24 protein-coding genes are annotated in these 25,650 nt (G+C 60.9%); 9 read left to right on the top strand and 15 right to left on the bottom strand.

Going from position 1 to position 25,650, the window contains the following annotated elements:
* Nucleotides 1–19: 19 nt before the first annotated feature.
* Nucleotides 20–2,332 carry an aerobic respiration two-component sensor histidine kinase ArcB gene (gene arcB / locus BN1124_RS19760; RefSeq protein ID WP_042644778.1) on the bottom strand — a complete coding sequence of 771 codons (2,313 nt, stop codon included), beginning with the start codon at nt 2,330–2,332 and terminating at the stop codon, nt 20–22.
* A gap of 201 nt (nt 2,333–2,533) precedes the next feature.
* On the opposite strand from arcB, the gene BN1124_RS19755 reads away from it, so the two are divergent.
* Nucleotides 2,534–3,532, top strand: coding sequence for a DUF2860 family protein (locus BN1124_RS19755; RefSeq protein ID WP_042644776.1), 999 nt, complete (start codon nt 2,534–2,536; stop codon nt 3,530–3,532).
* 63 nt (nt 3,533–3,595) lie between these two features.
* On the opposite strand, the gene BN1124_RS19750 is transcribed toward BN1124_RS19755, so the two are convergent.
* The 4 genes from BN1124_RS19750 to BN1124_RS19735 form a co-directional block, all read right to left on the bottom strand.
* Nucleotides 3,596–4,294 carry a DUF3334 family protein gene (locus tag BN1124_RS19750; RefSeq protein ID WP_042644774.1) on the bottom strand — a complete coding sequence of 233 codons (699 nt, stop codon included), beginning with the start codon at nt 4,292–4,294 and terminating at the stop codon, nt 3,596–3,598.
* A gap of 135 nt (nt 4,295–4,429) precedes the next feature.
* Complete coding sequence (locus BN1124_RS19745) at nt 4,430–4,861, bottom strand: HIT domain-containing protein (protein ID WP_042644771.1); 432 nt, start codon at nt 4,859–4,861, stop codon at nt 4,430–4,432.
* 65 nt (nt 4,862–4,926) lie between these two features.
* Entirely contained in the window at nt 4,927–5,550 is a 624-nt protein-coding gene (locus tag BN1124_RS19740) for a DUF2057 domain-containing protein (RefSeq protein WP_042644769.1), read from the bottom strand.
* An 83-nt stretch (nt 5,551–5,633) separates the two neighbouring features.
* Nucleotides 5,634–6,533: a LysR family transcriptional regulator gene (locus tag BN1124_RS19735; protein ID WP_042644767.1), complete on the bottom strand. Its 900-nt coding sequence runs from the start codon at nt 6,531–6,533 to the stop codon at nt 5,634–5,636.
* A 99-nt stretch (nt 6,534–6,632) separates the two neighbouring features.
* Between BN1124_RS19735 and BN1124_RS19730 the strand changes: the two genes are divergently transcribed.
* Entirely contained in the window at nt 6,633–7,235 is a 603-nt protein-coding gene (locus BN1124_RS19730) for a short chain dehydrogenase (protein ID WP_042644765.1), read from the top strand.
* Between the two features lie 138 nt (nt 7,236–7,373).
* On the opposite strand, the gene BN1124_RS19725 is transcribed toward BN1124_RS19730, so the two are convergent.
* From BN1124_RS19725 to dapA, 3 genes are all read right to left on the bottom strand, one after another.
* Entirely contained in the window at nt 7,374–8,477 is a 1,104-nt protein-coding gene (locus tag BN1124_RS19725) for a phosphoribosylaminoimidazolesuccinocarboxamide synthase (protein WP_042644764.1), read from the bottom strand.
* A gap of 189 nt (nt 8,478–8,666) precedes the next feature.
* A complete protein-coding gene (gene bamC, locus BN1124_RS19720) occupies nt 8,667–9,794 on the bottom strand; it encodes an outer membrane protein assembly factor BamC (RefSeq protein ID WP_156128455.1) in 1,128 nt (375 codons plus the stop codon).
* A complete protein-coding gene (dapA, locus tag BN1124_RS19715) occupies nt 9,787–10,674 on the bottom strand; it encodes a 4-hydroxy-tetrahydrodipicolinate synthase (RefSeq protein ID WP_042644762.1) in 888 nt (295 codons plus the stop codon). The genes bamC and dapA overlap by 8 nt, the downstream gene beginning before the upstream one ends.
* 196 nt (nt 10,675–10,870) lie before the next feature.
* On the opposite strand from dapA, the gene BN1124_RS19710 reads away from it, so the two are divergent.
* The 3 genes from BN1124_RS19710 to BN1124_RS19700 all read left to right on the top strand — a co-directional run bounded on the left by BN1124_RS19710 (nt 10,871) and on the right by BN1124_RS19700 (nt 12,589).
* Nucleotides 10,871–11,404, top strand: coding sequence for a glycine cleavage system transcriptional repressor (locus tag BN1124_RS19710; protein WP_042644760.1), 534 nt, complete (start codon nt 10,871–10,873; stop codon nt 11,402–11,404).
* Nucleotides 11,405–11,420: 16 nt separating this feature from the next.
* Complete coding sequence (gene bcp, locus BN1124_RS19705; RefSeq protein ID WP_042644758.1) at nt 11,421–11,888, top strand: thioredoxin-dependent thiol peroxidase; 468 nt, start codon at nt 11,421–11,423, stop codon at nt 11,886–11,888.
* 200 nt (nt 11,889–12,088) lie between these two features.
* A complete protein-coding gene (locus BN1124_RS19700) occupies nt 12,089–12,589 on the top strand; it encodes a YfbU family protein (protein WP_042644756.1) in 501 nt (166 codons plus the stop codon).
* A 52-nt stretch (nt 12,590–12,641) separates the two neighbouring features.
* Here BN1124_RS19700 and yfbV read toward each other — a convergent pair whose 3' ends face one another.
* Nucleotides 12,642–13,082, bottom strand: coding sequence for a terminus macrodomain insulation protein YfbV (gene yfbV / locus BN1124_RS19695; protein WP_042644754.1), 441 nt, complete (start codon nt 13,080–13,082; stop codon nt 12,642–12,644).
* 302 nt (nt 13,083–13,384) lie between these two features.
* Between yfbV and BN1124_RS19690 the strand changes: the two genes are divergently transcribed.
* Together BN1124_RS19690 and pta are read left to right on the top strand one after the other, a co-directional pair.
* Nucleotides 13,385–14,587, top strand: coding sequence for an acetate kinase (locus BN1124_RS19690; protein ID WP_042644752.1), 1,203 nt, complete (start codon nt 13,385–13,387; stop codon nt 14,585–14,587).
* A gap of 70 nt (nt 14,588–14,657) precedes the next feature.
* Nucleotides 14,658–16,811 (top strand): phosphate acetyltransferase, encoded by a 2,154-nt coding sequence (gene pta, locus BN1124_RS19685; RefSeq protein ID WP_042644750.1) that lies wholly within the window; start codon nt 14,658–14,660, stop codon nt 16,809–16,811.
* A 520-nt stretch (nt 16,812–17,331) separates the two neighbouring features.
* On the opposite strand, the gene ilvN is transcribed toward pta, so the two are convergent.
* The 6 genes from ilvN to BN1124_RS19660 all read right to left on the bottom strand — a co-directional run bounded on the left by ilvN (nt 17,332) and on the right by BN1124_RS19660 (nt 22,495).
* The gene (gene ilvN, locus BN1124_RS19680) at nt 17,332–17,826 is read right to left on the bottom strand and encodes an acetolactate synthase small subunit (protein WP_005311605.1); all 495 of its coding nucleotides are present in this window, start codon (nt 17,824–17,826) and stop codon (nt 17,332–17,334) included.
* Complete coding sequence (locus tag BN1124_RS19675; protein WP_042644746.1) at nt 17,826–19,544, bottom strand: acetolactate synthase 3 large subunit; 1,719 nt, start codon at nt 19,542–19,544, stop codon at nt 17,826–17,828. Before BN1124_RS19675 ends, ilvN begins: the two co-directional genes overlap by 1 nt.
* A 388-nt stretch (nt 19,545–19,932) precedes the next feature.
* On the bottom strand, nt 19,933–20,085 hold the full coding sequence (locus BN1124_RS21470) for a hypothetical protein (RefSeq protein WP_156128454.1): 153 nt from the start codon (nt 20,083–20,085) through the stop codon (nt 19,933–19,935).
* 36 nt (nt 20,086–20,121) lie between these two features.
* A complete protein-coding gene (locus BN1124_RS19670) occupies nt 20,122–21,231 on the bottom strand; it encodes an MJ1255/VC2487 family glycosyltransferase (protein ID WP_042644744.1) in 1,110 nt (369 codons plus the stop codon).
* Nucleotides 21,228–21,731, bottom strand: coding sequence for a phosphatase PAP2 family protein (locus BN1124_RS19665; RefSeq protein WP_042644742.1), 504 nt, complete (start codon nt 21,729–21,731; stop codon nt 21,228–21,230). Before BN1124_RS19665 ends, BN1124_RS19670 begins: the two co-directional genes overlap by 4 nt.
* Before the next feature lie 140 nt (nt 21,732–21,871).
* On the bottom strand, nt 21,872–22,495 hold the full coding sequence (locus BN1124_RS19660; RefSeq protein WP_042644740.1) for a TetR/AcrR family transcriptional regulator: 624 nt from the start codon (nt 22,493–22,495) through the stop codon (nt 21,872–21,874).
* Between the two features lie 404 nt (nt 22,496–22,899).
* Here BN1124_RS19660 and leuA point away from each other — a divergent pair, with 404 nt between their 5' ends.
* A complete protein-coding gene (leuA, locus tag BN1124_RS19655) occupies nt 22,900–24,462 on the top strand; it encodes a 2-isopropylmalate synthase (protein WP_042644738.1) in 1,563 nt (520 codons plus the stop codon).
* Between the two features lie 93 nt (nt 24,463–24,555).
* The gene (gene leuB / locus BN1124_RS19650; protein WP_042644736.1) at nt 24,556–25,641 is read left to right on the top strand and encodes a 3-isopropylmalate dehydrogenase; all 1,086 of its coding nucleotides are present in this window, start codon (nt 24,556–24,558) and stop codon (nt 25,639–25,641) included.
* The last annotated feature ends 9 nt before the right edge of the window (nt 25,642–25,650 follow it).

The following is a 25,650-nucleotide window of genomic DNA, read 5'->3' as shown; positions in this document are numbered from 1 at the left end:
ATGACAATCGGCGAGCGACTCAGGAGAGCAACCAGCGGCGCAGGCGGGCGATGTCCCCCGGGTATTCCCGGCGCAGCGTCTCAATCCAGTCTTCCACGTTCTCCCACCAGGCGGGGTGATCCGGGCTCTGGATCAGCTGGGCCGTCTGTTGCAGGCGGCGCAGACCGATGGAGCCGGCGGCCCCCTTGATCTTGTGCGCCTCCTCCACCACCCCGGCCTGATCCTTGGCAATCATGTTCGAATCGAGCACCGCCATGTAATCGGGCATCATCTTCTCGAACAGGTCGACGCTGGAGAGCAGTATCGGCTTGCCGACCGTGCTCGCGTAATCGGTGAGGAAGGGCAAGTCCAGCAAGGCATCCTGATTGCTCGCATCCTCTATGGCATCGGCCTCATCGAAGGCCAGATCCGCAAACAGGTGGCCTATCACCTCCCGCACCGCCTTGGATCCGAGCGGCTTGTTAATCACATCCTGCATGCCGCGATCCCGATAATACTGGCGATCCCCTGTGGTATTGGCGGTGAGCGCCACCATGGGGGGCAGGCTGTCGCCATAGCGCGCCAGCAACTGAGCCGCCACATCGAAGCCGGTCATGTCCGGCAGCTGGATATCGAGCAGGATCAGATCGAAGTCATCCGGGTTGGCCATGGCCAGCGCCTGGGTGCCATCCCGCGCCACCTTGACCTCGTGGCCCAGCTTGCTCAGCAGGGCGCAGGCCACGGTCACGTTCAGCTCCACGTCCTCCACCAGCAGGATGTCCAGGGACGGCAGCTCTTGCTCCGGCTCGATGGCCTGAGGTTCGACGCAGTCCACCTCCAGCTCGGCGGTGAAGCAGGAGCCCTCCCCCGGATCGCTGTCCACATAGAGCTGACCACCCATGGCCTGCACCAGCTGGCGGGAGACCGCGAGGCCGATGCCGGTGCCAGTGGCGTGCTTCTTGCCTTGCACCTGATAGTACATGGCGAAGATCTTCTCCTGCTGGGCGCGGGGAATACCGACACCTGTGTCTTCCACCTCGAAGTGCAGCGCCAGCTTGCCCGGCACATCGGACGCGTGGGAGAGGCAACGCACCGTCACTCCCCCCTCGTCGGTAAACTTGACCGCATTGCCCACCAGGTTCCACAACACCTGGCGCAACCGGGTACCATCGGCCATCACGAACTGCGGCATGTCGCCATCCCTGTCGAAATGCAGGTAGAGCCCCTTCTGCTCCGCCTGGATGCGCGACAGCGTCTCCAGCTCGTCGAGGAAGGCGGGCAAGTCGATGCGGGTCGGCGCAATTTCCAGCCGGCGCCGATCGAGTTTGTCCAGATCGATGATGTCGTTGAAGATGTTGCCGAGCGTCACTGCGCTCAGGTGAATGGTCTTGAGCTGCTGGTGACGAACTGGGTCGAGCGGCGTGTCCATCAGCATCCGGCTCAGGCCGACGATGCCGTTGAGCGGGGTGCGCAGCTCGTGGCTGATGGTGGAGATGAAGGTTGTCTTGTCCCGACTCGCCTTCTCCAGCTTGTCCTGATACTGCTTGCGCTCAGTGATGTCCCGGCCGAAACCGAGCAGGCCGAGCCGCTTGCCGAAACGATCGAAGAAGGGCACCTTGCGCAGCTCGAAGTAGGCCTTGCGGCCATCCGGGTACTCCAGCCACTGCTCATAGGTGAGCGGCTCGTTGTTGGCAAAGACCTGCTTGTCGGTCTCCACCACCTTGCTGGCGATATCCTGCTTGTAGACATCGAAGGGAGTCAGGCCAATCAGATCCGCCTCGACCCGGCCGGTCAGCTCCTCCATGGCGCGGTTGCAACCGGAGAACTGCTCCTCCTCGTTGCGGTAATAGACCAGATCCGGCGAGCAGTCGATGAAGGAGCGCAGCAGGGCGGTGCGCTCGCCCAGGTGCAGTTGAGCCTTCTCGCGCTGGAACACCTCGTTCTCCAGATCCTCGATCGCCTGCTGGCGCAGGGTCTCGGCCCTGTTGGTCTCGGCTATCTGGGCGTTGAGGCGGTGGATGTTCTCCTGCAACTGGCTGTTGAGTTCGAGATCCCGCTCGCGCATGTCCTGCAGCTTCGCCACTAGGCGGCTCAGGCGCTGGCGGGAATCTTCCAGTTGATCCACCACTATGGAGAGAAAATAGACGGCCCAGGGGGTCACCAGCAGACCGAAGAAGACCGAGCGCACCAGATCGACGATGTCCACGGTGCCGCGCAGAAATAGCGTCACTCCCATCTGGATGGAGACCGCCAGCACTATGATGCAGGCCGCCAGCAGCATGCTGAAACGCACCAGCCCCAGCTTGGTCATCAGGTCGACATAGTATTGCGCCCAGGATTTGATTTGCTTCATCTCGTTGTTTTCTCCCCGCTATTGCGCAAACAGAATACCAGTACGGCGCCCCGAACTCTTGCCCGTTGCATCTTAAATTATTGATTAACGTCACACTCCTGCTGGGGTAGCATGCCCCTGCGCCCAGTCAGCTCCAGTTCAGCAAACGAATCCGAGCCTGGCTGTCACCGTCATCATCCCCAACCTCAGGAGCCCCTACCGATGCGCAATCCCGTCCTGCTGAGCCTCGGCCTGCTGATCGCCAATGCGGCCCACGCCGACCTCGGCGCCATCCCCACGCAATCAGGCTGGTCCGGTTTTCTGCTGGGGGGCGTCACCGCCAGCAGCCATGAGTCCAACTTCTATGCCGGTGGTGACAGCCACAGCCGCATCGACAACCTCGGCTCCCCCCACAGCGAGAGTGCCTTCTCGGCACTCGTCAACGCCGACATCCGCTACACCTTCGCCGATACCCGCACCCAGGTATTCCTCGGCAACCTGATCCAGGACGCGCTGCGCTTCGACTTTACCCAGCAGCTCGGGATCCGCCAGGCCATGGGGGACAAGGGCATAGTGGCCGGTTCTGTGGTGTTCAACGTCATGCCGGTCGAGCTGTGGAGCGATCCCTTCGCCACCGGCGTGGATCGCAGCTCCACCGATGCCAAGTCGAAGGGGGTACGTTTCGCCTGGGACAAGATCTGGGGCAGCAACTTTAACGGCAGCATCACCAGCCGTGAAGTGGACCTGGACGAGGAGCGCAGCGGCCAGCAGTACGATCAGCGCCACGGCACCCACTACGCCTCCATGCTGGATCGCAACGGCAAGGTCCACGACATGGAGCTCTCCTACCAGTGGCACTTCGGCGATGGCCAGCTGCTGGAGCCCGCCCTTCTCTACAAGCAGGCCAAACTCGACGGCAGCGCCGAGAGTTTCGACAGCAAGGGGCTGCAGCTGACCTATGCCAAGCGCGGCCCCCAGTGGTCCTTCGTCAGCAACGCCTATGTGGGCAAACGCGACTATGACGAGGCGAATCCCCTCTTCGGTCAGCGTGCCGACGCCGAGGAGCTGGCCCTCACCGGCACCTTCTTCTGGCACCGCCTGCTGGGGATCAAGGATCTCACCGGCGTCATCACCGCGACCTACAGCCAGGCCGACGCAGACATCGCCTTCTACGACACCCAGACCAGCAGCCTCAACACAGGCCTGCTCTACAACTTCTGAGTCGCTGCCGACGCAAAAAAACAAGGCCACCCCTGGGGTGGCCTTGTCGTATCCGCGAGTCGCTTACAGACCGAGGGAGTTCAGCAGATCGTCGTGATCGTTGCTGGCCAGCGCCGCCGGTGCAGGGGCCGGCTTGGCCGCCGCCAGCTTGGCCTGGGCGATCAGCTCGTCCGGATCGACCTCCTCCTGCACACCGCCATCGTGGATCCGGATAAACTCGGTCCTGTCCATCGCCAGCTCCAGATAGAAGATGTTGTTGGTGGCGGTGAAGAAGGTGACCCGGCGGGTCTCGGGGTTGTCGAGGTTGGTGTCGACACTCAGCATCACCTGCTTGTTCAGGGCCAGCATCTTGGGCTGGTTCTGGGTGATGTGGGTCTGCAGCTCGCGCCCTACCTTGCCGGTGAAGCTGCCGACAATCTGGTTCATCAGCTCGCCCATGACGTTGCTCACCTCGTCAGAGGTATGAGAAATAGCGAGATCTTCTTTGGAAAGCCCCATGTTTAGCATGTAACTCTGGTAAAGCTCCATGGCCGCCGCGGCGGAGAAGTTGATCACCACCAAGCCGGAGAAGCCGCCGTCGAACAACACGAAGCAGCCGATGTCAGGCTTGAGGCAGGTCTTGTTGATCCGCTGCACCATGCCGGAGAAGCGGACCTGACTCATGGTCGCCGCGCTCAATACCGTCGTCACCGAATTGCACAGGCTCAGCAGCACGTCCTCTGTGGTGAATACGGCATCATCCTCGGATCTTGTCACTATCATGGAACCTTCCTGCTGATCGAAAAAAATGGGCTTGTCTGTCTCGTCACTCATGTCACCACGCGCTCGGCCGTCGCGCTAACAGATAATGCTATCCTGGCGTCGAAACCGCGAGCCGGCTCCCACTTGACGACTTTGTCAGTCGGCGAGCGGGCTGAATCCACTCACGCCGGCCAGGCGGGCTCGCCAGTTATCGGCCTCGCGCTGCAAATCTTGCGCGCTATATGGGACGGCGGGATGAGCCCCCCAGACGGGGCCAGGCCAGGCGGGATCCGTGCTGAAACGGCAGACGTGGTGCAGGTGCAGCTGGGGCACCAGGTTGCCCAGTGCCGCCACGTTGATCTTGTCGGGACTGAGCGCCTGCTCCATCAGGGCGGCGACGGCGCAGGACTCCTGCATCAGCTGTTGCTGCTGAGCGGGGGCCAGATGGTGGATCTCCCGCAAGTTGGCGATGCGCGGCACCAGGATGAGCCAAGGATATTGGCTGTCTTTGGCAAGCAGGACGCGGCACAGCGGCAGATCCCCGAGGGACCGGGTATCCGCCAGCAGGCGGGGATGTAATTCAAACATAAGAACCTCGTCGGTAGGAGGGCACATCGTTGGATGCGCCCACGTTACTGCAACGAGGGGCAAACTTAAAGCCGGGGCACGGCCCAGCCGATGAAGCGCTTGCGCAGCTCGGGATCCGCCCGCAGGAAGAGTTGCTGCAGTTGCCTCTCCAGCTCGCTGGCGGGCACGCTCGGCGCCTGGGTCGCCGCCGCAGTGGCCGTTGTCGCGACCGTCCCCGTTGCCAGCACCGCCTTGCCCGCGCCACGGTTGTATTCCGCCAACCGGGCCGGCCAGTCCATGCCGATCTGCATGCCCTTGATTGCCAGCTCATCCTGCACCGCCGCCACTGGCTGCCCCGCCCCTTGCAGACTCACGGCCGGGGCCTTGGCGTAGCGCTCCATCCCGTTCTCATCGGTGGGCACCGCGGCCTGCAGTTTCAGCTGCTGGCCCCGGGCCTCATAGCGGATCACCTGGGGCTCGGAGCGGATCTGGCGATCGTTGTCGCTGCTGTTGCGACTCGGGATCACACCCTCATAGCGCACCAGCAGCTGTTGCTCGCCATCGGCCAGCACCGCGTGCCGATCATCCTGCAACCTGCCGTTACTCACCGCCAGGATCCGGAAATCCTGGGGCACCTCAACCCGCACCTCGGCCTGCGCCACGCCGCCGCACAGCAGCATGATCCCAATCCAACCCTGATGACGCTTCATTCCCTGCCTCTCTTTGATCGCGATGATGGCGCAGGCTAGCAGCCGGATATGACAGAAAAATAACGCAGCTCGGAACAACACCTTCAGAGCAAGTAATGGGGCCGCTCGGCGAACCACTGGGCCAGCACCTGCTTGAACAACCGGATCTTGCGCGGCACCCGCCGCTGCTGGGCATGGAGCACGTGCAGCGGGTGCAGCCCCGTCTGCCAGTCCGTCAGCACGGCCACCAGCTCCTCTTTGGCCAGGCTGGCTTCCACCAGCATCAGCGGGCACTTGGCATAACCCATGCCGGCGTGGACCAGTTGCAGCAGGGTGCTGTAGTGGTTGGCCCGCACTCGCCCCTGCACCGGGATCTGCACCTCCTCTCCCTCCTTGCGAAAGTGCCACTGCTCCCAGGCGGGGTTGCTCCCCTGCCGCAGACAGGTGCGACCGCCGAGCTCGTAGGGGGTGGCCGGGATCCCTTCCCGCGCGATCAGGGCCGGGCTCGCCACCACCACGTCCTTCAAGCGACCAAGCGGCAGCGCCACCAGGTTGTCCGGTATCCGCTCCATGGCGCGCAGGGCGATGTCGTGTTCCCCCTGGCTCATGTCGATCATGGCATTGGTGAAGTTGAGCTCGACCTCGACGCCGGGGCAGAGCTCGGCGAAACGACCGAGCAGCTCGCTCACCATGCGATCCCCGGTGCTGACCGGGCAGGTGAAGCGCAGCCGGCCGCTGTCCTCCTCGGTCAGGGCCTGGATGTCCTGCTCCGCCTGCAGGGCCAGCGCGAAGATCTGTCCCGCCTGCAGATAGAGGGTCTTGCCCGCCTCCGTCAGGCTGAGTCGGCGGGTGGTGCGCTGCAACAGTTGGGCATTGAGGGATGCCTCCAGCGCGCTGACGTGACGGCTCAGCATCCCCTTGCTCACCCCCATCAGCTCGGCGGCGGCGGAGAAACTACCCCGTTTGACGACCTCATAGAAGCTGGCCAGGTGAGTCACATCCATTCATTAGCTCCAATATGGAAACAATACGTTCATGTTAAGCGCTTTTTCTTCTTTTTATGCCGACTAGAATGATAAATATCCCAAACAGGAGTGACCAAGATGAAAATCGTAATTGTGGGTGCCTCCGGCACCGTCGGATCCGCCGTCACGGAACTGCTCGCCGAGGATCACCAGCTGATCCGGGTCGGCCATCGTCAGGGGGATGCCCTGGTCGACATGACGGACGGCGCCTCCATCGCCGCCCTGTTTGAGGGCATAGGCCAGTTCGATGCCCTGGTGGTCGCCAGTGGCAACGTCGCCTTCGCCCCCTTCCCCGAGATGACGGACGAGCAATGGCAGACAGGGCTCGAGAGCAAGCTGATGGGCCAGATCAGGCTGACCCGTGCCGCCATACCGCACCTCAACGACAAGGGCTCCATCACCCTGATCAGCGGCATCCTGAGCGAGGAGCCCATCAACTGGGGTGTCAGCGCCAGCACCATCAACGGTGCCATCGAACACTTCGTGCGCGCCGCCGCCTGCGAGTTGCCAAGAGGCTTGCGCATCAACGTGATAAGCCCCACAGTGCTGACAGAGTCCATGGACAAGTACGCCGACTTCTTCCCGGGCTTCGTGCCCGTGCCCGCCGCCCGGGTGGCCCAGGCCTACAAGAAGTCGGTGCTGGGAGTACAGAGCGGTCAGGTGTTCAGGGTCAATGGTTAACGCCTGCTCAAACCAGCGAATATCCCAATAAAAACGGGCCCCGCAATGGGGCCCGTTCGTTTGTCACCGCTATGGTGCTGCCAGCCTTTCATCACCGGCAAACGTTTGTTTTTCGGCAGCAAAAAAAGGCGGCAAGCCTCAGTCGACGAGACCGTACTGAGTGCGCAAGACCTCGATGATCTCCTGCTTCGGATTGGCACTGCGCACCAGCGGCTGACCGATGATCTTCTCGGCGATCCCCACGTAGGTGTTGGAGATGTCCATCATCACCTCGGTGGGCAGCTTGTTGTCGCGGGCCAAGGTGAAGCGCTCAGGCATGCGATGCTTGTTGAGCAGAATGTCCGGATCCGGGAAGTGGTTCAGCAGCCACTGGCGGAAGCCCTCTTTCGACTTCTCGATGATCTCGCCATCGCGCAGGGCTTGGCCATCCCAGATGCGGGAGCTGTCGGGAGTGCCGACTTCATCCATGTAGATGAGCTTCTCGTTGCCGGCAGCGTCCTTGACATAACCGAACTCGAACTTGGTGTCGACGAAGATCTGATCCAGCGCAGCCAAAGCATCGCTGATCACGTTGAAGCCCTCCTTGAGCAGCACCTCGTAGCGATCGATGTCGGCCGGTGTGCTGAAGTTGAAGCTCTGACAGTGGCGCTCGATGTCGGCACGGGAGATGTTGACGTCGTCGGCCTCCGGTATCCCTTCCAGCCCCTTGAGCACGCCCTTGGTGGACGGGGTGATGAGGATCTCGGGCAGCTTCTGATCCTTCTTAAGCCCTTCTGGCAGACGGATGCCGCAGAAGTCGCGCTCGCCGTCCTTGTAGGCACGCCACATGGAGCCGGTGATGTATTGGCGGGCGATGGCCTCGATCATCACGGGACGGGCCTTCTGCACTATCCAGACGAAGGGGTGCGGGATGTCCAGGATGTGACTGTCGGCCAGGCCCTTCTCCTTGAACAGCTTGAACCAGTGGCTGGAGATGGCATTGAGTGCGGCGCCCTTGCCCGGCACGCCGTTCAATCCGTCCACGCCCTGCCAGATGCAGTCGAAAGCCGAGATGCGATCGCTGATCACCATGATGGCGAGCGGTGCATCGGCCGGTACGTCATAGCCTTTCTCTCTGATGAGCCGGGCACTGTCCGCCTGGGTCAACCAGTAGACGCTGCGCACTTTGCCGGAATGGACAGGTTTATCGGTACGGATCGGCAAATCGTCATTCACCGCCAATACTTGATCTGCAAGACTCATGGTTAATAACACTTCCTGTTGTGGGACTAATAAAACAGGGGCTTCGGCCCCTGCTTGTGGGGTTTACATCACTACACGAGAGCACTCAACCCCTCTTTGGGAGGGAAATTCATCTAACAACGCAGTGCACTAGGCTCCCTGTTTGTATGGGAATTCATAAAACAAAACAGGGGCACTAGGCCCCTGTTTCTATTCTGCTTTTGCTGCTGCCTGATCGGCCTGCCCCTTGGCAAATGCCTCGGACAGGCTGATGTACATCTGGGAGATGATCCCGGAGGCGACCGGCTTCTTGTCCTTGTCGAACAGGGTGATGGAGGTCTTGCCTCCCGCCATCTCGCCGAGCTGGAAGCGGTATGCCTCTTCCTCCAGCTTGAACGGTTCGGCGCCCTTCGCCTTCCAGAAGTCAGTGCCCGGATCGTCATACTCGACGTCGATCCAGCCCAGGGACTGCTGGGTATCCTTGATGGTGAAGCCATAACCCGGCAGCACCTGGTTGAGACGGCGCCACACCTGCTCGAAGGAACCGTCGGCTATCCAGGCGCTCAGCTCGTTGTTGTCCAGACCCAGCTCCATGCCCATGCCATCGCTGGACTTGTGCTGTTCGCGCGCCTTGAGCTGCTTGTCGTAGTAGAGGGAGAACTGGTTCAGGGCCCGGGTCGCGTAGCGCTGGGCATCGGCGGCGGTCAGCGCCGTGCTGGTCTCGCCGTCGTAGGTCTCTTCGTGTTCCAGCACCCGCACCGACATGTTGACGGCGTGGCGCTGGGCATCGTTGCTCAGGGTGAATTGATAGCGCTGACGGATCTTGAAGTCTTCGTCTTCTTCACCCCAGCCATCGAGTGCGACCGTGTTGTCGAACCAGCCGGTCTGCAGCACGCCGGCCTGCTGATCCAGCTTCTCGGTGGTCACCTTGTGCTGAGCCAGGAAGTTCATCAGGAAGGCCCAGGTATCGCGCTCCACGCTCTGACTGGTGCTCAGGGCATAGAAGGCCAGGGTTGGCTCGCTGGCCTTGGTCACCACCTGGCTGCCCGGTACCACGGTCAGCAACTGGGCGGGTGGACGCACGTCGACCTTGGCACCCAGGGCGCCCTCGCGGCTGCTCTCGGGCAGGGCCGGAATGTCGAAACTGCTGTTAAAGGCGGGGGTACTCAACCCGGCGGGTACGAGGAAGGCGCGACCTTCGAGGCGGCTCTCTTCATACTCGAAGCCACGGTTGGCCATCTTGCGATCCTGGGGTGAGCTACAGGCTGCCAACACGGCAACGGTCGCGACACTCAGCACCAGGCGCACTGCATTTCCCTTTCCATTTGCTTTAAACACTCGCCATCAACTCCGCAGTCGTCAGTGCTCGCGCCATCGCCTGTTCTCCCTCTGGGGTGAGGTCGGTCAGCGGCAGACGCAAGGTCGCCGTCGCCATCAATCCCAGTCGGGCGCAAGCCCACTTCACCGGGATGGGACTCGGTTCGCAGAACAGAGTCTGATGCAACGGCATCAATCGATTGTTGATATCATACGCCCGCCCGGCATCGCCAGTCAGCGCAGCACGACACATGTCGGCCATTTGGGCCGCTGCAATATTGGTGGTGACCGAGATGACTCCATCGCCCCCTTGCAGCATAAAATCACATCCACTGGCATCATCGCCACTATAAAGCGCAAAATCCGACCCGCACAGCTCGCGCAGCAACGGGGTTCGGCTCAGATCGCCGGTGGCCTCTTTCAGACCTATGATGCCCGGTACCTTGGCCAACCGGGCCACCGTCTCGGGTTTGAGATCGCAGCAGGTGCGACCGGGCACATTATAGAGAATTTGGGGCAGACCACTAGCCTCGGCGATCGCACAATAGTGACGATAGAGGCCTTCCTGGGTCGGTTTGTTGTAATAGGGGGTGACCGAGAGACCCGCGACTACGCCCATGTTGGCGAAACGCCTGGAGAGTTCGATGGCGTGAGCTGTGCTGTTGGAGCCACAACCGGCGATGACCGGAATGCGGCCGGCGGTGAACTCGACGGTTTTTTCCACCACGGCGATATGTTCCTGCTCGGTCAGGGTGACCGACTCGCCCGTGGTGCCCACCGCGACGATGGCACTAGTACCGGCGTCGACATGATAATCGACCAGGGCTGCCAAGCTGGTCCAATCGATGTCACCCGAGGCCAGCATGGGGGTAACGAGCGCAACAATACTACCGCGTAACATGGATTTTTCTCCCGATTTTCAGGGGCGTTATGGTAAAGCTGCCCCCTTTGAAAAACAAGGGAGGCAAGGGACAAGCCGTGATACCATCCGCCCTAAAAATGCTGCACGAGAGCAGGACATGCGCCAACGCTTGGCGGCCATGCCCATAAATAGCGCTCGCAGTCATCGCATTCGCACTAATGGACGAGAGACATTTATGACTCACTACCTGGTCGTAACGGCCATCGGCACGGATAGGCCTGGCATCGTCAATGAGGTTACCCGCCACGTCAGTGGCTGCGGTTGCAACATAGTCGACAGCCGTCTTGGTATTTTTGGTAATGAATTCACCTTCATCATGCTGCTGTCCGGTGACTGGAACAGCCTGATGCAACTCGAAATCAGCCTGCCCCTGCGCAGCCAGGAGTGGGATCTCATCACCATGATGAAGCGCACCGAGCGCCACCACTCACTGCAATATGACATCAGCGCCAGCGCCGATGTACTGATCCGGGACCAGCCCGGCATCGTCAGCCAGTGCACCCAGTTCTTCAGTGATCATGGTTGGGACATCCAGGCCATGCAGACCATTACCCTGGAACAGCAACCGTTCAACCTGCTCAAGGCGAGCTTTCAGCTGAACCTCTCCAAGCAGGGTGAAGCCGGTGAGTCGAAGACGGCTTTCGCCGATTTCTGTCGTGAACTGGGCGCCGAATCCTTCGACTTTCTCGTCAATCACAAGTACGCCTGACGGCTCAGGAGATCCTATGCAACCCTTATCAGTTGGCACTCAGGCCCCCGATTTTTCCCTCTCCGATCAGGATGGCAACCAAGTCAGCCTGGTCTCCCTGCGCGGCAAGAAGGTGCTCGTCTATTTCTACCCCAAGGCGATGACCCCTGGGTGCACCACCCAGGCCTGTGGTCTGCGTGACGTCAACGCCGAGCTGGCCGCCCTCAATGTGGTGGTGCTCGGCATCAGCCCGGATCCGGCCAAGCGCCTGAAAAAGTTCGAGGAGCGCGACAACCTGAATTTCCGCCTGCTGGCGGATGAGGATCACGCGGTGGCCGATGCGTTCGGCGTCTGGGGCCCGAAGAAGTTCATGGGCAAGGAGTACGACGGCATCCATCGGCTGAGCTTCCTCATCGACGAGGAGGGCAAGATCAGCCATCGCTTCGACAAGTTCAAGACCAGCGATCACCATCAGGTGGTGCTCGACCTGATCAAGGGGCAATAAGCGCCCGCTTATTCTTCTCCCGATACGAAGAGGGCCTGCCGTTGCAGGCCCTCTTCGCTGATGCGCTTCATCAGACCCCCTGGCGCGCATCTGTACCTGCTCCCCCCTGCTTTTCTCGCCAACCTCCCCGCTCAGATCAAAAAATTCATCTTGAATATGGGTTAACGTTATCCCAGATTCATTTTCCAGTGAGAAAGCCCATGAACATGAGCCACACCGAACGCCTGATCCTGAGCAATCAGTACGAGATCCTGGCCAAACTCAATCCGGAGAAGGCACCGTTTTACCAGCGGGCCAGCACCATAGTCGAGCGTGGCTACTGCTTGCAGATCCTCGAGCTGGAGAAGAGTTTCGGCCACCTGGATCTCGCCACCTGCCAGGAAGTGCTGGACACCCTGGAGCTGCACCATGCGCTGGCCATCTCCTGGGGCAATCTCGACGCCACCGCCCAGGCCGAGGTCAACGCCAGCCGGCTGACCTTCAACGGTTACAGCCGCAGCCAGGAGCGGGAGCTGGCGGATTATGTCTGCTTCCTGCTGGAGGTGGACAAGCGCTTCCCCGAGCTGCCCTGCCCTTGCGACGAGCTCTCCAGCGACATCGCCATGCGCGACAAATACCAGCGCATGCTGGCGGCCTGGCGTCAGTGCCCCCGTCAGTACAAGCTCTCCATTCAGGAGATCAGCAAGGTGCTGGCAGCCTGAAAATACAGATGAAAAAGGCGCCCTCGGGCGCCTTGTTGCAGCATCTGCGGTGTCATTCGTAGAGGAAGGATTTGTCCAGCTGCTTGAAGGCGGCGTTGAGGGTATCGGCCAGCTCCTCATAACGGGGCCGGGATACGAGCTGGCGGTGCCCCCCCTGCTCGTTCATCTTGCCGTTGATCTCCCTATACCAGCTAGCGAGAGAGGGAGGCAACCGGGTATCGGCACGCTGACCTAGCCAGTAGTAGCCTTGCAGCGGCAGGCTGAGCAGAAACAGCACTGAGGCCATGACCGAAGGCCAGTAATGCTGTTCGCCGAACTGGAATTGCAGCATGACGCTGAGCACGGCGAGGGCCGGAATGATCTTGAGGGCAAACTCGGTGGCCCTGATCACCCGATTCTCCGGGAACATGGAATTAAGCTCGGGACGGCGCGGCCAAAGAGTCATATAATGACGGCCTTGCTGTAATTTAGTTCCAAAAATGTTCATGCTCATACTACCTCCGAGCTCTTTTTGAACGTATTAACGGCAAAACCTCGACAATATTTGAGGTTCAATAACAAAGGTTGAGGATGACTTTGTTATTTTTCAACAATCAGGTTATCCTTTGAGCGCCTAATTTTTACGCCAACGGCCTGCCGTTGGCCAGTCAGGGACGTCTGGATTTCGGGTCTTGTATCACTATACAAGGGGCAAGCAACAGATTGCCAACCCTCATAAGGATAAGTTGATAGTTTTTGGACGCTCCGCGTCCGGCGCATCCTCCAACCCAACCCAATCTGCGATAGGATTTATTCATGAGTAAGCTGGTTCTTGTTCTTAACTGTGGCAGCTCGTCCCTGAAGTTTGCTGTCATTGACGCAACCACCGGTGATGATCTGCTGTCCGGCCTGGCCGAGTGCTTCAACCTCGACGACGCCCGCATCAAGTGGAAGCTCAATGGTGAGAAAGGCAGCGCCGATCTGGGTGCCGGTGCCGCTCACCAGGAAGCGCTGGACTTCATCGTCCACAAGATCCTGCCGCTCAACCCTGAACTGTCCAAGAACCTGATCGCCATCGGCCATCGCGTAGTACACGGCGGCGAGCAATTCACCTCCTCCGTGCGCATCTGCAAGGACGTGATCGCTGGTATCGAAGCCGCCATCCCTTACGCGCCGCTGCACAACCCGGCTCACCTGATCGGTATCCGTGCCGCGCTGAAGGTGTTCCCGGAGCTGGCCGAGAAGAACGTGGCCGTGTTCGATACCGCTTTCCACCAGACCATGCCGGAAGAAGCCTTCCTGTACGCCCTGCCGTACAAGCTCTACAAAGAGAACGGCATCCGTCGCTACGGCGCCCACGGCACCAGCCACTACTACATCAGCCTGGAAGCCGCCAAGCAGCTGAACAAGCCGGTGTCCGAGCTGAACATCATCAACTGCCACTTGGGCAACGGCGGCTCCGTCTGCGCCATCAAGAACGGCCAGTCCGTCGACACCTCCATGGGTCTGACCCCGCTGGAAGGCCTGGTGATGGGTACCCGTTCCGGTGATCTGGATCCGGCCATCATCTTCTTCCTGCACGACAAGCTGGGCATGAGCGTTGCCGAGATCAACACCATGCTGACCAAGGAATCCGGCCTGCAGGGTCTGACCGAAGTCACTTCCGATTGCCGTTTCGTCGAAGACAACTACGACAGCAAGGAAGAAGCCAAGCGTGCCATGGACGTGTACTGCTACCGTCTGGCCAAGTACATCGGCGCCTACGCCGCCGCCATGGACGGTCGTCTGGATGCCGTGGTCTTCACCGGTGGCATCGGCGAGAACTCCGCCCCGATCCGTGAGATCACCCTGAACAAGCTGGGCCTGCTGGGCTTCGACGTCGACCACGACGCGAACCTGAAGGCACGCTTCGGCAAGGGTGGCGAGATCACCAAGGCTGGCTCCACCAAAGCCCTGGTTATCCCGACCAACGAAGAGTGGGTCATCGCCCACGACGCGCTGGAACTGGTCGGCGCATAATTTAGCTGTAGAGCAAGGCCGCCCCAGGGCGGCCTTTTCCTGATCCCAAAAAATGAACAAGGGGTAATAAGTGGCACGCACTATTATGCTCATCCCGGTCGGCACTGGTGTCGGCGTAACTTCCGTGAGTCTTGGCGTCGTTCGCGCCATGGAGCGTCACGGTGTCAATGTCAGCTTCTTCAAACCGGTTGCTCAGCCGCGTCCGGGTGAAACCGGTGCCGAGCGCTCCACCGCCGTGATCCGCGCCGCCGCCAACATCAACCCGCCCGAGCCGTTCACCCTCTCCTACGCCGAGAACATGATCACCTCCAGCAACACCGATATCCTGCTGGAAGAGATCGTGGCTCGCTTCGAAGAGCACGTGAAGGCCAGCGGTGCCGAGGTGCTGGTGATCGAAGGTCTGGTCCCGACCGACAAGCAGCCGTTTGCCAACAAGCTGAACTACGATGTCGCCAAGGCGCTGGACGCCGACATGGTGTTCGTGACCCATCCGGGCAACGACTCCAGCCAGAAGCTCAAAGAGCGCATCGAGCTGGCCTGCTCCAACTTCGGTGGTGTCAGCAACCCGCGTATCGTCGGTTGCGTGATCAACAAGGTCGGTGCACCGGTTGACGAGCACGGCGTGACCCGCCCTGACTTGACCGAGATGTTCGAGGCTCATCACCACACCTCCGACACCGCCCATAACCTGGAAGTGCTGCAAGTGTTCGGCAAGAGCCCGCTGCGCATCCTGGGCTGCATTCCCTGGAACACCCAGCTGATCGCCCCCCGTGCCAAGGATCTCGCCAAGCACCTGGCCGCCAAGATCCTGCACAAGGGTGAGCTCGACAGCCGCCGTCTGCAGACCGTGACCTTCTGTGCCCGCTCCATCCACAACATGATCGAGCACTTCCGTCCGGGCAGCCTGCTGGTGACCTCCGGCGATCGTTCAGACGTCATCGTCTCCGCCTGCCTGTCCGCCATGAACGGCGTCAAGCTGGGCGCCCTGTTGCTGACCGGCAACTATCATCCGGAGCCGCAAGTCATCGCCCTGTGCCAACAGGCCATGGCCACCGGCCTGCCGATCATGATCACCGGCACCAACACCTGGCAGACCGCCGTCAGCCTGCAGAACTTCAACGTCGACATCCCGGAAGATGACCGCGAGCGTATCGAGCTGGTGCAGGACTATGTGGCTGGCCACATCGACAAGCACTGGATCGAGTCTCTCTCTGCCAAGTCCACCCGCTCCCGTCGCCTGAGCCCGCCCGCCTTCCGTTATCAGCTGACCGAGCTGGCCCGCCAAGCCAACAAGCGCGTCGTGCTGCCGGAAGGGGAAGAGCCGCGCACCATCAAGGCTGCCGCCATCTGTGCCGAGCGTGGCATCGCCCGTCCGGTGCTGCTGGGCAACCCGGAAGAGATCCGCCGCGTCGCCGAACAACAGGGTGTGGTGCTGACCGATCGCGTCGAGATCATCGATCCGCTGGAAGTACGCGAGCGCTATGTGCCGCGTCTGGTCGAGCTGCGCAAGAGCAAGGGCATGACCGAAGTGGTCGCCCGCGAACAGCTGGAAGACAACGTGGTGCTGGGCACCATGATGCTGGAACGTGGTGAAGTTGATGGCCTGGTCTCCGGCGCCGTGCACACCACCGCCAACACCATCCGTCCGCCGATGCAGATCATCAAGACTGCGCCGGGCTCTTCCCTGATCTCCTCCATCTTCTTCATGCTGCTGCCGGATCAGGTACTGGTGTATGGCGACTGCGCCATCAACCCGGACCCGAGCGCCGAACAGCTGGCCGAGATCGCCATCCAGTCCGCCGACTCCGCTGCAGCCTTCGGCATCGAGCCGCGCGTGGCCATGATCTCCTACTCCACCGGTACCTCTGGCGCCGGCGCGGATGTAGAGAAGGTGCGTGAGGCGACCGAGCTGGCCAAGGCCAAGCGTCCCGACCTCATCATCGACGGCCCGCTGCAGTACGATGCGGCCATCATGGAGAACGTGGCCAAGTCCAAGGCACCGAACTCTCCGGTAGCCGGCAAGGCGACCGTGTTCGTGTTCCCGGACTTGAACACCGGCAACACCACCTACAAGGCGGTACAGCGCTCCGCAGAGCTGGTCTCCATCGGCCCCATGCTGCAAGGCATGCGCAAGCCGGTCAACGACCTGTCCCGTGGCGCCCTGGTGGACGACATCGTCTACACCATCGCCCTGACCGGTATTCAGGCAGCTCAGGCCGAGTAATCGACCTTAGCCCTGACATATCAAAAACCCGCCTTCCGGCGGGTTTTTTTATGGCGGCGAGATGTTGATCCGCAAGATCAAATCAGGATCCTGAGCGGATCCACCCGCCCGGCGCTGGGGCTCGTCTGGCAAGGCTTAGGCGATAAGCAAACACTCACCACCTCTCTATGAATTGCACAATTGCGATCCAGCCAGGATCAAATCAAAATATTCCTTTAAGATCAGCCAACTAACGCCAGACACACCGCTAATCTACAGACTTTTCCACAGCTTTTGTGGATAGTTTACCGATCATTTGAAAGAAAATGACAGACTCATCCCTTCCCCTGCCCCGGCGCTCGCCCATGAAAAAGGGCTCCGAGGAGCCCCTTGTGGATAACCCACTGACCGACAGTATGGGTCACAGGAACACAGCCCCTTGTCTGCAAATCCCGCAGACAGCTTGAGGCGCGCCCCCCTACGAGATAACAAAAGGGCTCCGAGGAGCCCTTTGTGGATAACCCATTGACGGCAAGGCGAGTCAGGGACGCAGCGCCTTGTCGGCGCGGGAGATCCCGCAGACGCCGGAGCGCACCACCTCGATGATCTCGTTGGTCTGGGCGGCGGTCTTGATGAAGGCGTCGAGCTTCTCGCTCGTCCCCACCAGCTGCACCGTGTACTGCTCGGGAGTCACGTCGACGATCTGACCACGGAAGATATCTGCCAGTCGTTTCAGCTCGTCGCGAGCGCCACCGGCGGCACGCGCCTTGACCAGAGCGATCTCCCGCTCGATGTGCTCACCCTCGCTCAAGTCACACACCTTGAGCACGTCCACCAGCTTGTGCAATTGCTTCTGGATCTGCTCCAGCACTCGCTCATCACCCATGGTGACGATGGTCATGCGCGACAGGGTCGGATCCTCGGTGGGGGCCACCGTCAGGGTCTCGATGTTGTAGCCGCGCTGGGAGAAGAGGCCCACCACACGGCTCAGGGCACCAGATTCGTTTTCCAACAGAACGGAAATAATATGTCTCATCAGGTTCTCTCCGTCTTGCTCAGCCACATCTCATCCATGGCACCAAACTTGATCTGCATCGGATAGACGTGCTCGTCCGGATCGACCGAGATGTCCATGAACACCAACCGATCCTTCATGGCGAAGGCCTTCTCCATGGCGCTCTCGAGCTCCGCCGGATCGCTCACCGCGATGCCGACGTGGCCATAGGCCTCCGCCAGCTTGACGAAGTCCGGCAGGGACTCCATGTAGGAGTGGCTGTGACGGCCGCCGTAGAACATCTTCTGCCACTGCTTGACCATGCCGAGGGCACGGTTGTTGATGGAGATGATCTTGATGGGCACCCCGTACTGCAGGCAGGTGGAGAGCTCCTGGATGTTCATCTGCACCGAACCGTCGCCGGTCACGCAGCACACCACCGCATCCGGGTTGGCGAACTGGGCCCCCATGGCGGCCGGAATGCCGAAGCCCATGGTGCCGAGGCCACCCGAGTTGATCCACTGGCGCGGCTTGGCGAACGGATAGTAGAGCGCGGCAAACATCTGGTGCTGGCCCACGTCCGAGGCGACGAAAGCCTCCCCCTTGGTCACCTTGTAGAGCGCCTCAATGACCTGCTGCGGCTTGATCAGGGTGGGCGAGGTCTCGTAGGCCAGGCAGTTGCGGGAACGCCACTGGGCGATCTGCTCCCACCACTCCGACAAGGCCTGCTTGTCGTTGGCAAAGCCACATTCGCGGATCACCTCCAGCATCTGCTCCAGCACGGTTTCCACCGAGCCGACGATGGGCACATGGGCCTGCACCGTCTTGGAGATGGAGGTGGGATCGATGTCGATGTGGACTATGGTCGCGTTGGGACAGAACTTGGCCACGTTGTTGGTGACGCGGTCATCGAAGCGGGCACCCACGGCGAAGATCAGATCCGCGTTGTGCATGGTCTTGTTCGCTTCGAAGGTGCCGTGCATGCCGAGCATGCCGATAAACTGCGGGTGGGTGCCGGAGAAGGCGCCAAGCCCCATGAGGGTGGTGGTCACCGGCAGGTTCAACAGCTCCGCCAGCTGGGTCACCAGCTGATCCGCGTTGGCGTTGATGGCACCACCGCCCACGTACATCACCGGGCGGCTCGCCTCGGTCAGCAGCTTGGCGGCGCGCTTGATCTGGCCCTTGTGGCCGGCCTTGGTCGGGTTGTAGGAACGCAGCGAGACAGACTCGGGATACTGATAGGGGAACTTCTCCTTCGGGTTCTGTACATCCTTGGGCAAGTCCACCACCACCGGCCCCGGGCGGCCGCTGGCAGCAATGTAGTAAGCCTTCTTGATGGCGTCGGGGATCTCGCTGGCCTTCTTGCACAGGAAGCTGTGCTTCACCACCGGGCGGGAGATACCGATCATGTCGGTCTCCTGGAACGCATCCTCCCCGATCATGCTGGTCGGCACCTGACCGGACAGGATCACCAGGGGGATCGAGTCCATGTAGGCGGTGGCGATGCCGGTGATGCAGTTGGTGGCGCCGGGGCCCGAGGTGACCAGCACAGTGCCCACCTTGCCAGTAGAGCGGGCGTAACCGTCCGCCATGTGCACCGCGGCTTGCTCGTGCCGCACCAGGACATGCTCCATCTTGCCGTTTTCGAAGAGAGCGTCATAGATGTCGAGCACTGAGCCACCAGGGTAGCCGAACACGTGCTCCACTCCCTGATCTTCCAGCGCTCTAACCACCATCTGGGCGCCTGATAACATCTCCATGATAAAGCCCTCCAGGCTTTGCTCCGTTAAGCGAAAGCTATCGACAGTCCGCTGCTTCCCGGCAACGCCAGTCCGTGTCTTGTTGTTGTCTGAATACAGACCAGGCGAGTACGGAGCGGTCGATAGTAGAAAAAGTGATTTTTTCCATCATTCACCCGAAAATCGGGTGAAAAACCAACTTAACCCGCTTGTGAACGCTTGTCCACGGCTTTGTCTGGCTTGAACAGTCATAAATTTCAAACAGCTATTAACATTCAGTGACTTGGCCAGAGGGCAGGAAAGAAAGCGAAGAGGAGGAGGAGTAAAGCAGCGGATCATGCTGAAAAATTGAGGTTTAACGGAAAAAAATGGCCCACCGCTTGGGTGGGCCCGTCAACTATCCGGTGACTCACTGGTCCTGTTCCGGCTCCACCAGCCAGATCTGCTGATCCGGATCCGTCTCCTCGCAGACCGAGATGCTGACGCCCATGTCCAGTAATTCATGGAGCGTCAGATTGTCCGCCAGGGTCATGGTATCGCCGTTCTCATTGGTAAAGCGCATGCTGTCCGTCCTCTCCTTGGGTGGGGTCATCTCAGTTTAGTCAAAGGCACTGAGTTGCGATAACCAGGGGCGGGTCAATGCCGGGTTTTCGGCCAGCTCGCTGAGCCGATCACACACCTCCTCCGGGAAGAGGGTCCTGGCCCACAGCCGGCGAGACAAGTGCTCAATACCCTCTTCTGCCCCGGCGGCCAGCCAATCCGCCAACTCGCCCGCCACATCCGGATAGCGAATGGCGCCGGGGGCCGCCGCCTCAAGCCAGCCGCGCACCGCATTGGCATCGAGCACCTCCATCAGCTGGGCCAAGCCCATCAGCTCCAGGGTCTTGCCGTTGGTCAGCTGCTCGAACTGGCCGCCAAGGGGTTTGACCAGCAGTTTCTTGCCAAGGGAGAGCGCCTCCGAGGCCAGCTCGAAACCCGCATTGGTGATGACCCCCCGGCAACCGGCCAGCACCTGCTTGAACCCTTCCCGCGCCAGGGGCTCGAAGTGGATGTTGCGCCACTGGCTGGGGGTGCGAATGGCGGGATGGAAGCAGACGAAATGCTGCTGGCTGAAGCGCGACAACAGGGCCGCTATCTGCTCGGTCTGCTCGAACGGCAGATAGACCAGCACCTGCTGGTTGTCCGGGGCGAGTGCGATGGGATCTATGATGGGGGGCAGCAGCGGCTGACCGAAGTGAAACCAGTGCAGCCCCAAGGATTGCCGGACCGGGGCAAAATGGTGCATCAACTGCCGGCTGAAGCCGCTCTCCCCCCAGCGCGGGATGGACCAGTCGAAGCTGGCCTGATGGCTGATGGTGAGGCTGGGTTTTTGCCAGCGCCGGGCGGCATGGGCACTGAGAGGCTCGAAATCGCTGATCACCAGGTCGTAGTCGCGGCAATCCAGGGCCCGCATGTCCCGCCAGAAGCGGATTGGCGCCAGCCCCTTGAGGGTGCGCCAGCCCGAGATGCTGCCCTCATGGCTGACGAAGCTGATACCGGGGAAGGTGCGATAATCCCCAAACACCCCCATCTCGAAGTAGCTCTCGGCGGGGCGGCCGCTGAACAGGTAGTCAACCTCGATCCCCCTGGCCTTCAAGGCCCGCGCCAGAGTCCTGCTGCGACTGATATGACCGTTGCCGGTGCCCTGAACCCCGAACAGTATCTTCATGCCTGGCTCCAGCTCAGTGCCCAGAGGGCGCAGCCACCGCCGAGCAGAGCGCCGGCCACCAGATCGCTCAGGTAGTGCACCCCGAGCAGCAGGCGGGATGCCCCCACCAGTGCGGCCCAGGCAAACAGCAGCGGCGCCCAGAGCGGGAAGCTGGCCGCCAGCACGGTCGCCATCAAAAATGCCGCCGCGGTGTGGCCGGACGGCAGGCTGTAGCGATCGGAGGGGGTGATGAAGACCGGCAGGCCCACCGGACGCTGGCGCTTCAGGGCATTCTTGAGCAGCAGATAGAGCGGCAGTTCGAGGGCAAACGCCAGCAGGGCCACCAGCACCACGTCACGCTGCGCCTCCCCCTGCCACCAGAGCAGGGCCGCCAGCACGGCGTAGAGCGGACCGTCACCGGTGCGGGAGATGAGCCGGCTGACTCTGGCTTGCGAACGATTGTAGGGATGGAGCAGACAGACACGGCACACCTGCAGGTCCCATTGCTGGATCTTGTTCATAACCCCTCCTTCCCCGAGATCTCTGTGCAGACTAGGGCGGCGGAGTGACAGTTCGTTGAAGGGCAGATAACAGATTTGTGAAAAGCACGATGAAAAAAGGGCCGAACGGCCCTTTTTTTGATTCTTTCAGGTGGCGGAACTCAGTTCAGGGCGCCGCGCAGCCCGTTTTCCATCAGCTGGCAGTTGTGGGCCGCCAGACGGCTCATGAAACTCTCGTCTACGGTCAGGCCGAATACCTGCTCGTAGAGATCCTTCATCACGAACGGCTGCCACATCATGCTGAGGAAGGAGATCTTCAGCATCTCGGGATCCAGGTTGTCGCCCAACTGGCCGTTGGACTTCATGGATTCGAGCAGGGCATCGAACTGGGGCAGCTGGCGCTCAAGCAGGCGGTTCAGCACGAAATCCCGTCCCGGGCTCTTCTCGGTCGACAATGCACTGGAGATGGCGGAGGTCAGCTCACTGTTCGGTGCCATCACCTGATAGTAGGTATTGAGCAGGTCGGTGAGGCTGCGGTTGCTGGTCTCATCCTGCCAGGCCTGATCCAGCGGCTCGGCGACATCCCCGAGCACGGCCTTGTAGAGGCCCTCTTTGCTACCGAAGTAGTAGTGGATCATCGCCAGATTGGAGCCGGCCAGCTCGGCGATCTCGCGGGTCGTCACCTTGCTGTAGGGAGTGTTCAGAAAACGTTCGCGTGCGGCGGCAAGCAGCTTGTCACGAATGTCGGAACGTCCGACCGGACGGCCTGGTCTGCGTTTTTCCATGGGATACCTCAGATAATTCAGCAAGTGCTGATAAGTCGATCTGATTGTGCGGATGATCGAGTACAGCAGGAATGACCGGATAATCAGGCATGAACCGAATATGGGACAAGGAAATTTGCACTCCTTTACAATCCGATTAAATAAAACAGTGTAATGAACCTGCCCGTTCGAGTTGACACAGCATAAGAATCTCGATATTGGTAGAAGCGTTATCGACTGGAAGGATTGAGTCATCATGCATTTTGCCGCTCCGCTACTACTGCTTTCCCTAATCGTGACTCGTCGCGCGGGATCCTTGTAGCCGGGCTAAGGCATAGCCGGAATTTACAAAAACCCGTGCACCCCGCACGGGTTTTTTTATGCCGCGCGGGTGCACGCACCGAACTTAGGAAGAGGGAAGTCACATGTCAGATCGCGTCATCATATTCGATACCACCTTGCGTGATGGTGAGCAGGCGCTGTCGGCCAGCCTGACGGTCAAGGAGAAGCTGCAGGTCGCCCAGGCGCTGGAGCGACTCGGTGTCGACATCATGGAAGTGGGCTTCCCGGTCTCCTCCCCCGGTGATTTCCTCTCGGTGCAGACCATAGCCCGTCACATCAAGAACAGCCGGGTCTGCGCCCTGGCCCGCGCCCTGCCCAAAGACATCGATGCCGCCGGCGAGGCCTTGAAAGTCGCAGAAGCCTTCCGTATCCATACCTTTATCTCCACCTCCTCCATCCACGTCGAGAGCAAGCTCAAGAAGAGCTTCGAGGACGTATTGGAGATGGGGATCAGCGCCATCAAGCATGCCCGCCGCTACACGGACGATGTGGAGTTCTCCTGCGAGGACGCGGGCCGCACCCCCATCGATAACCTGTGCCGCATGGTGGAAGCCGCCATCCGGGCCGGCGCCCGCACCATCAACATCCCGGACACCGTGGGCTACACGGTACCGACCGAGTTCTCCGGCATCATCCAGACCCTGTTCAACCGGGTGCCGAACATCGATCAGGCCATCATCTCGGTACACTGTCACGACGATCTCGGCCTGTCGGTGGCGAACTCCATCGGCGCCGTGCAGATGGGGGCCCGCCAGATCGAGTGCACCATCAACGGCATCGGCGAACGGGCGGGCAACTGCTCCCTGGAAGAGGTGGCGATGATCCTCAAAACCCGCGCCGACTTGCTGGGGGTTCACACCAACATCCGCCACAGCGAGATCCATCGCACCAGCACCCTCGTCAGCCAGATCTGCAACATGCCGGTGCAGCCGAACAAGGCCATCGTCGGCGCCAACGCCTTCTCCCACAGCTCCGGCATCCACCAGGATGGCGTGCTCAAGGCCAAGAATACCTACGAGATCATCACCCCCGAGAGCATCGGCCTCACCCAGAACAGCCTCAACATGACCTCCCGCTCCGGCCGCCACGTGATCAAGCACCGCATGGAATCCATGGGCTACACCGAGAGCAGCTACGACCTGGACGATCTCTACGGCAAGTTCCTGACCCTGGCGGACAAGAAGGGCCAGGTGTTCGATTACGATCTCGAGGCGCTCGCCTTCTTCAGCCAGATCCACGAAGAGCCGGAGCACTTCAAGCTGGAGTACCTCGGGGTGCAGAGCGGCAGCTCCGTGCTCGCCACCGCCTCGGTGAAGCTGAAGGTAGGCCAGGAGACCATCAGCGAAGCCGCCACCGGCAACGGCCCGGTGGATGCGGTCTACCAGTGCATCAACCGCATCACCGGCTATGAGATCCGCATCGACAAGTACGAGCTCAAGGGCAAGGGGGAAGGCAAGAACGCCCTCGGCCAGGTCGATATCGTCGCCGAGTACAAGGGCCGCAAGTTCCACGGCATGGGGCTGGCCACCGACATCATCGAGTCCTCGGCCCAGGCCCTGGTCCACGTCATCAACAGCATCTGGCGTGCCGACATGGTCGCCGAGCAGATGGGACAGAAAAACACGATCAAGACGGAAACCGTCTGAGCAGCGTCGCTGAGCGGATAGGACACAAAATGACATCTAGACGGAAATAGCTGAGCGGTTGGAGCTCAATAACAACATCAGGACGGAGAGAGTATGAGCAGTTATCGGATCGCAGTATTGCCGGGTGACGGCATTGGCCCGGAAGTGATGGCCGAGGCCGTCAAGGTGCTGGAAAAGGTGCAGGCCAGGTTTGGCTTCTCCCTCGAGTACGACCGCCATGACGTGGGCGGCATCGCCATCGACAACCACGGCACTCCCCTGCCCCAGAGCACCATAGCGGGCTGCGAAGCGGCCGACGCCGTGCTGTTCGGCTCGGTCGGTGGCCCCAAGTGGGAGCATCTGCCGCCAAACGATCAGCCGGAGCGCGGCGCCCTGCTGCCCCTGCGCGCCCACTTCAAGCTGTTCTGCAACCTGCGTCCGGCCCGTATCTACACCGGTCTCGAGCAGTTTTCACCGCTGCGTGCCGACATCTCGGATCGGGGCTTTGACATCGCCTGCGTGCGTGAGCTGACCGGCGGCATCTACTTCGGCCAGCCCAAGGGGCGTGAGGGTGAAGGCGCCAACGAGAAGGCGTTCGACACCGAGGTCTATCACCGTTTCGAGATCGAGCGCATCGCCAAGATAGCGTTTGAATCGGCTCGTGTGCGCAAGGCCAAGGTCACCTCCATCGACAAGGCCAACGTGCTCGCCTCCTCCATCCTGTGGCGCGAGGTGGTGACTCAGGTTGCCAAGTCCTACCCGGACGTGGCCCTGAACCACATGTACATCGACAACGCCACCATGCAGCTCATCAAGGATCCGTCCCAGTTCGACGTGCTGCTCTGCTCCAACCTGTTCGGCGACATACTCTCCGACGAGTGCGCCATGATCACCGGCTCCATGGGGCTGTTGCCCTCCGCCAGCCTGAACGAATCCGGCTTCGGCCTGTTCGAGCCGGCCGGTGGCTCGGCGCCTGACATCGCCGGCAAGGGGATCGCGAACCCCATCGCCCAGATCCTCTCCGCCGCCCTGATGCTGCGTTACAGCCTCGGTCAGGAAGCCGCCGCCCAAGCCATCGAGCAGGCCGTTGCCCAGGCCCTGGCCGAAGGTTACTTCACCGCCGACTTGCATCAGGCGAGTGCCAAGCACCCGGTACAGAGCACCGCCGCCATGGGCGATCAGATAGCCGCGCGCATCTGATCCAGCACC

The organism is Aeromonas eucrenophila (genome assembly GCF_000819865.1).
Classification (GTDB): Bacteria; Pseudomonadota; Gammaproteobacteria; order Enterobacterales; family Aeromonadaceae; genus Aeromonas; species Aeromonas eucrenophila.
Note: the sequence above shows the minus strand (reverse complement) of the source record. Positions and strands in the feature narration are given on the sequence as shown.

What these genes read in the sequence shown, in the direction of transcription:
- arcB (WP_042644778.1), bottom strand. Translation starts at nt 2,332, where the DNA reads ATGAAGCAAATCAAATCCTGGGCGCAATACTATGTCGACCTGATGACC.
- BN1124_RS19755 (WP_042644776.1), top strand. Translation starts at nt 2,534, where the DNA reads ATGCGCAATCCCGTCCTGCTGAGCCTCGGCCTGCTGATCGCCAATGCG.
- BN1124_RS19750 (WP_042644774.1), bottom strand. Translation starts at nt 4,294, where the DNA reads ATGATAGTGACAAGATCCGAGGATGATGCCGTATTCACCACAGAGGAC.
- BN1124_RS19745 (WP_042644771.1), bottom strand. Translation starts at nt 4,861, where the DNA reads ATGTTTGAATTACATCCCCGCCTGCTGGCGGATACCCGGTCCCTCGGG.
- BN1124_RS19740 (WP_042644769.1), bottom strand. Translation starts at nt 5,550, where the DNA reads ATGAAGCGTCATCAGGGTTGGATTGGGATCATGCTGCTGTGCGGCGGC.
- BN1124_RS19735 (WP_042644767.1), bottom strand. Translation starts at nt 6,533, where the DNA reads ATGGATGTGACTCACCTGGCCAGCTTCTATGAGGTCGTCAAACGGGGT.
- BN1124_RS19730 (WP_042644765.1), top strand. Translation starts at nt 6,633, where the DNA reads ATGAAAATCGTAATTGTGGGTGCCTCCGGCACCGTCGGATCCGCCGTC.
- BN1124_RS19725 (WP_042644764.1), bottom strand. Translation starts at nt 8,477, where the DNA reads ATGAGTCTTGCAGATCAAGTATTGGCGGTGAATGACGATTTGCCGATC.
- dapA (WP_042644762.1), bottom strand. Translation starts at nt 10,674, where the DNA reads ATGTTACGCGGTAGTATTGTTGCGCTCGTTACCCCCATGCTGGCCTCG.
- BN1124_RS19710 (WP_042644760.1), top strand. Translation starts at nt 10,871, where the DNA reads ATGACTCACTACCTGGTCGTAACGGCCATCGGCACGGATAGGCCTGGC.
- bcp (WP_042644758.1), top strand. Translation starts at nt 11,421, where the DNA reads ATGCAACCCTTATCAGTTGGCACTCAGGCCCCCGATTTTTCCCTCTCC.
- BN1124_RS19700 (WP_042644756.1), top strand. Translation starts at nt 12,089, where the DNA reads ATGAACATGAGCCACACCGAACGCCTGATCCTGAGCAATCAGTACGAG.
- yfbV (WP_042644754.1), bottom strand. Translation starts at nt 13,082, where the DNA reads ATGAGCATGAACATTTTTGGAACTAAATTACAGCAAGGCCGTCATTAT.
- BN1124_RS19690 (WP_042644752.1), top strand. Translation starts at nt 13,385, where the DNA reads ATGAGTAAGCTGGTTCTTGTTCTTAACTGTGGCAGCTCGTCCCTGAAG.
- ilvN (WP_005311605.1), bottom strand. Translation starts at nt 17,826, where the DNA reads ATGAGACATATTATTTCCGTTCTGTTGGAAAACGAATCTGGTGCCCTG.
- BN1124_RS19675 (WP_042644746.1), bottom strand. Translation starts at nt 19,544, where the DNA reads ATGGAGATGTTATCAGGCGCCCAGATGGTGGTTAGAGCGCTGGAAGAT.
- BN1124_RS21470 (WP_156128454.1), bottom strand. Translation starts at nt 20,085, where the DNA reads ATGCGCTTTACCAATGAGAACGGCGATACCATGACCCTGGCGGACAAT.
- BN1124_RS19670 (WP_042644744.1), bottom strand. Translation starts at nt 21,231, where the DNA reads ATGAAGATACTGTTCGGGGTTCAGGGCACCGGCAACGGTCATATCAGT.
- BN1124_RS19665 (WP_042644742.1), bottom strand. Translation starts at nt 21,731, where the DNA reads ATGAACAAGATCCAGCAATGGGACCTGCAGGTGTGCCGTGTCTGTCTG.
- BN1124_RS19660 (WP_042644740.1), bottom strand. Translation starts at nt 22,495, where the DNA reads ATGGAAAAACGCAGACCAGGCCGTCCGGTCGGACGTTCCGACATTCGT.
- leuA (WP_042644738.1), top strand. Translation starts at nt 22,900, where the DNA reads ATGTCAGATCGCGTCATCATATTCGATACCACCTTGCGTGATGGTGAG.
- leuB (WP_042644736.1), top strand. Translation starts at nt 24,556, where the DNA reads ATGAGCAGTTATCGGATCGCAGTATTGCCGGGTGACGGCATTGGCCCG.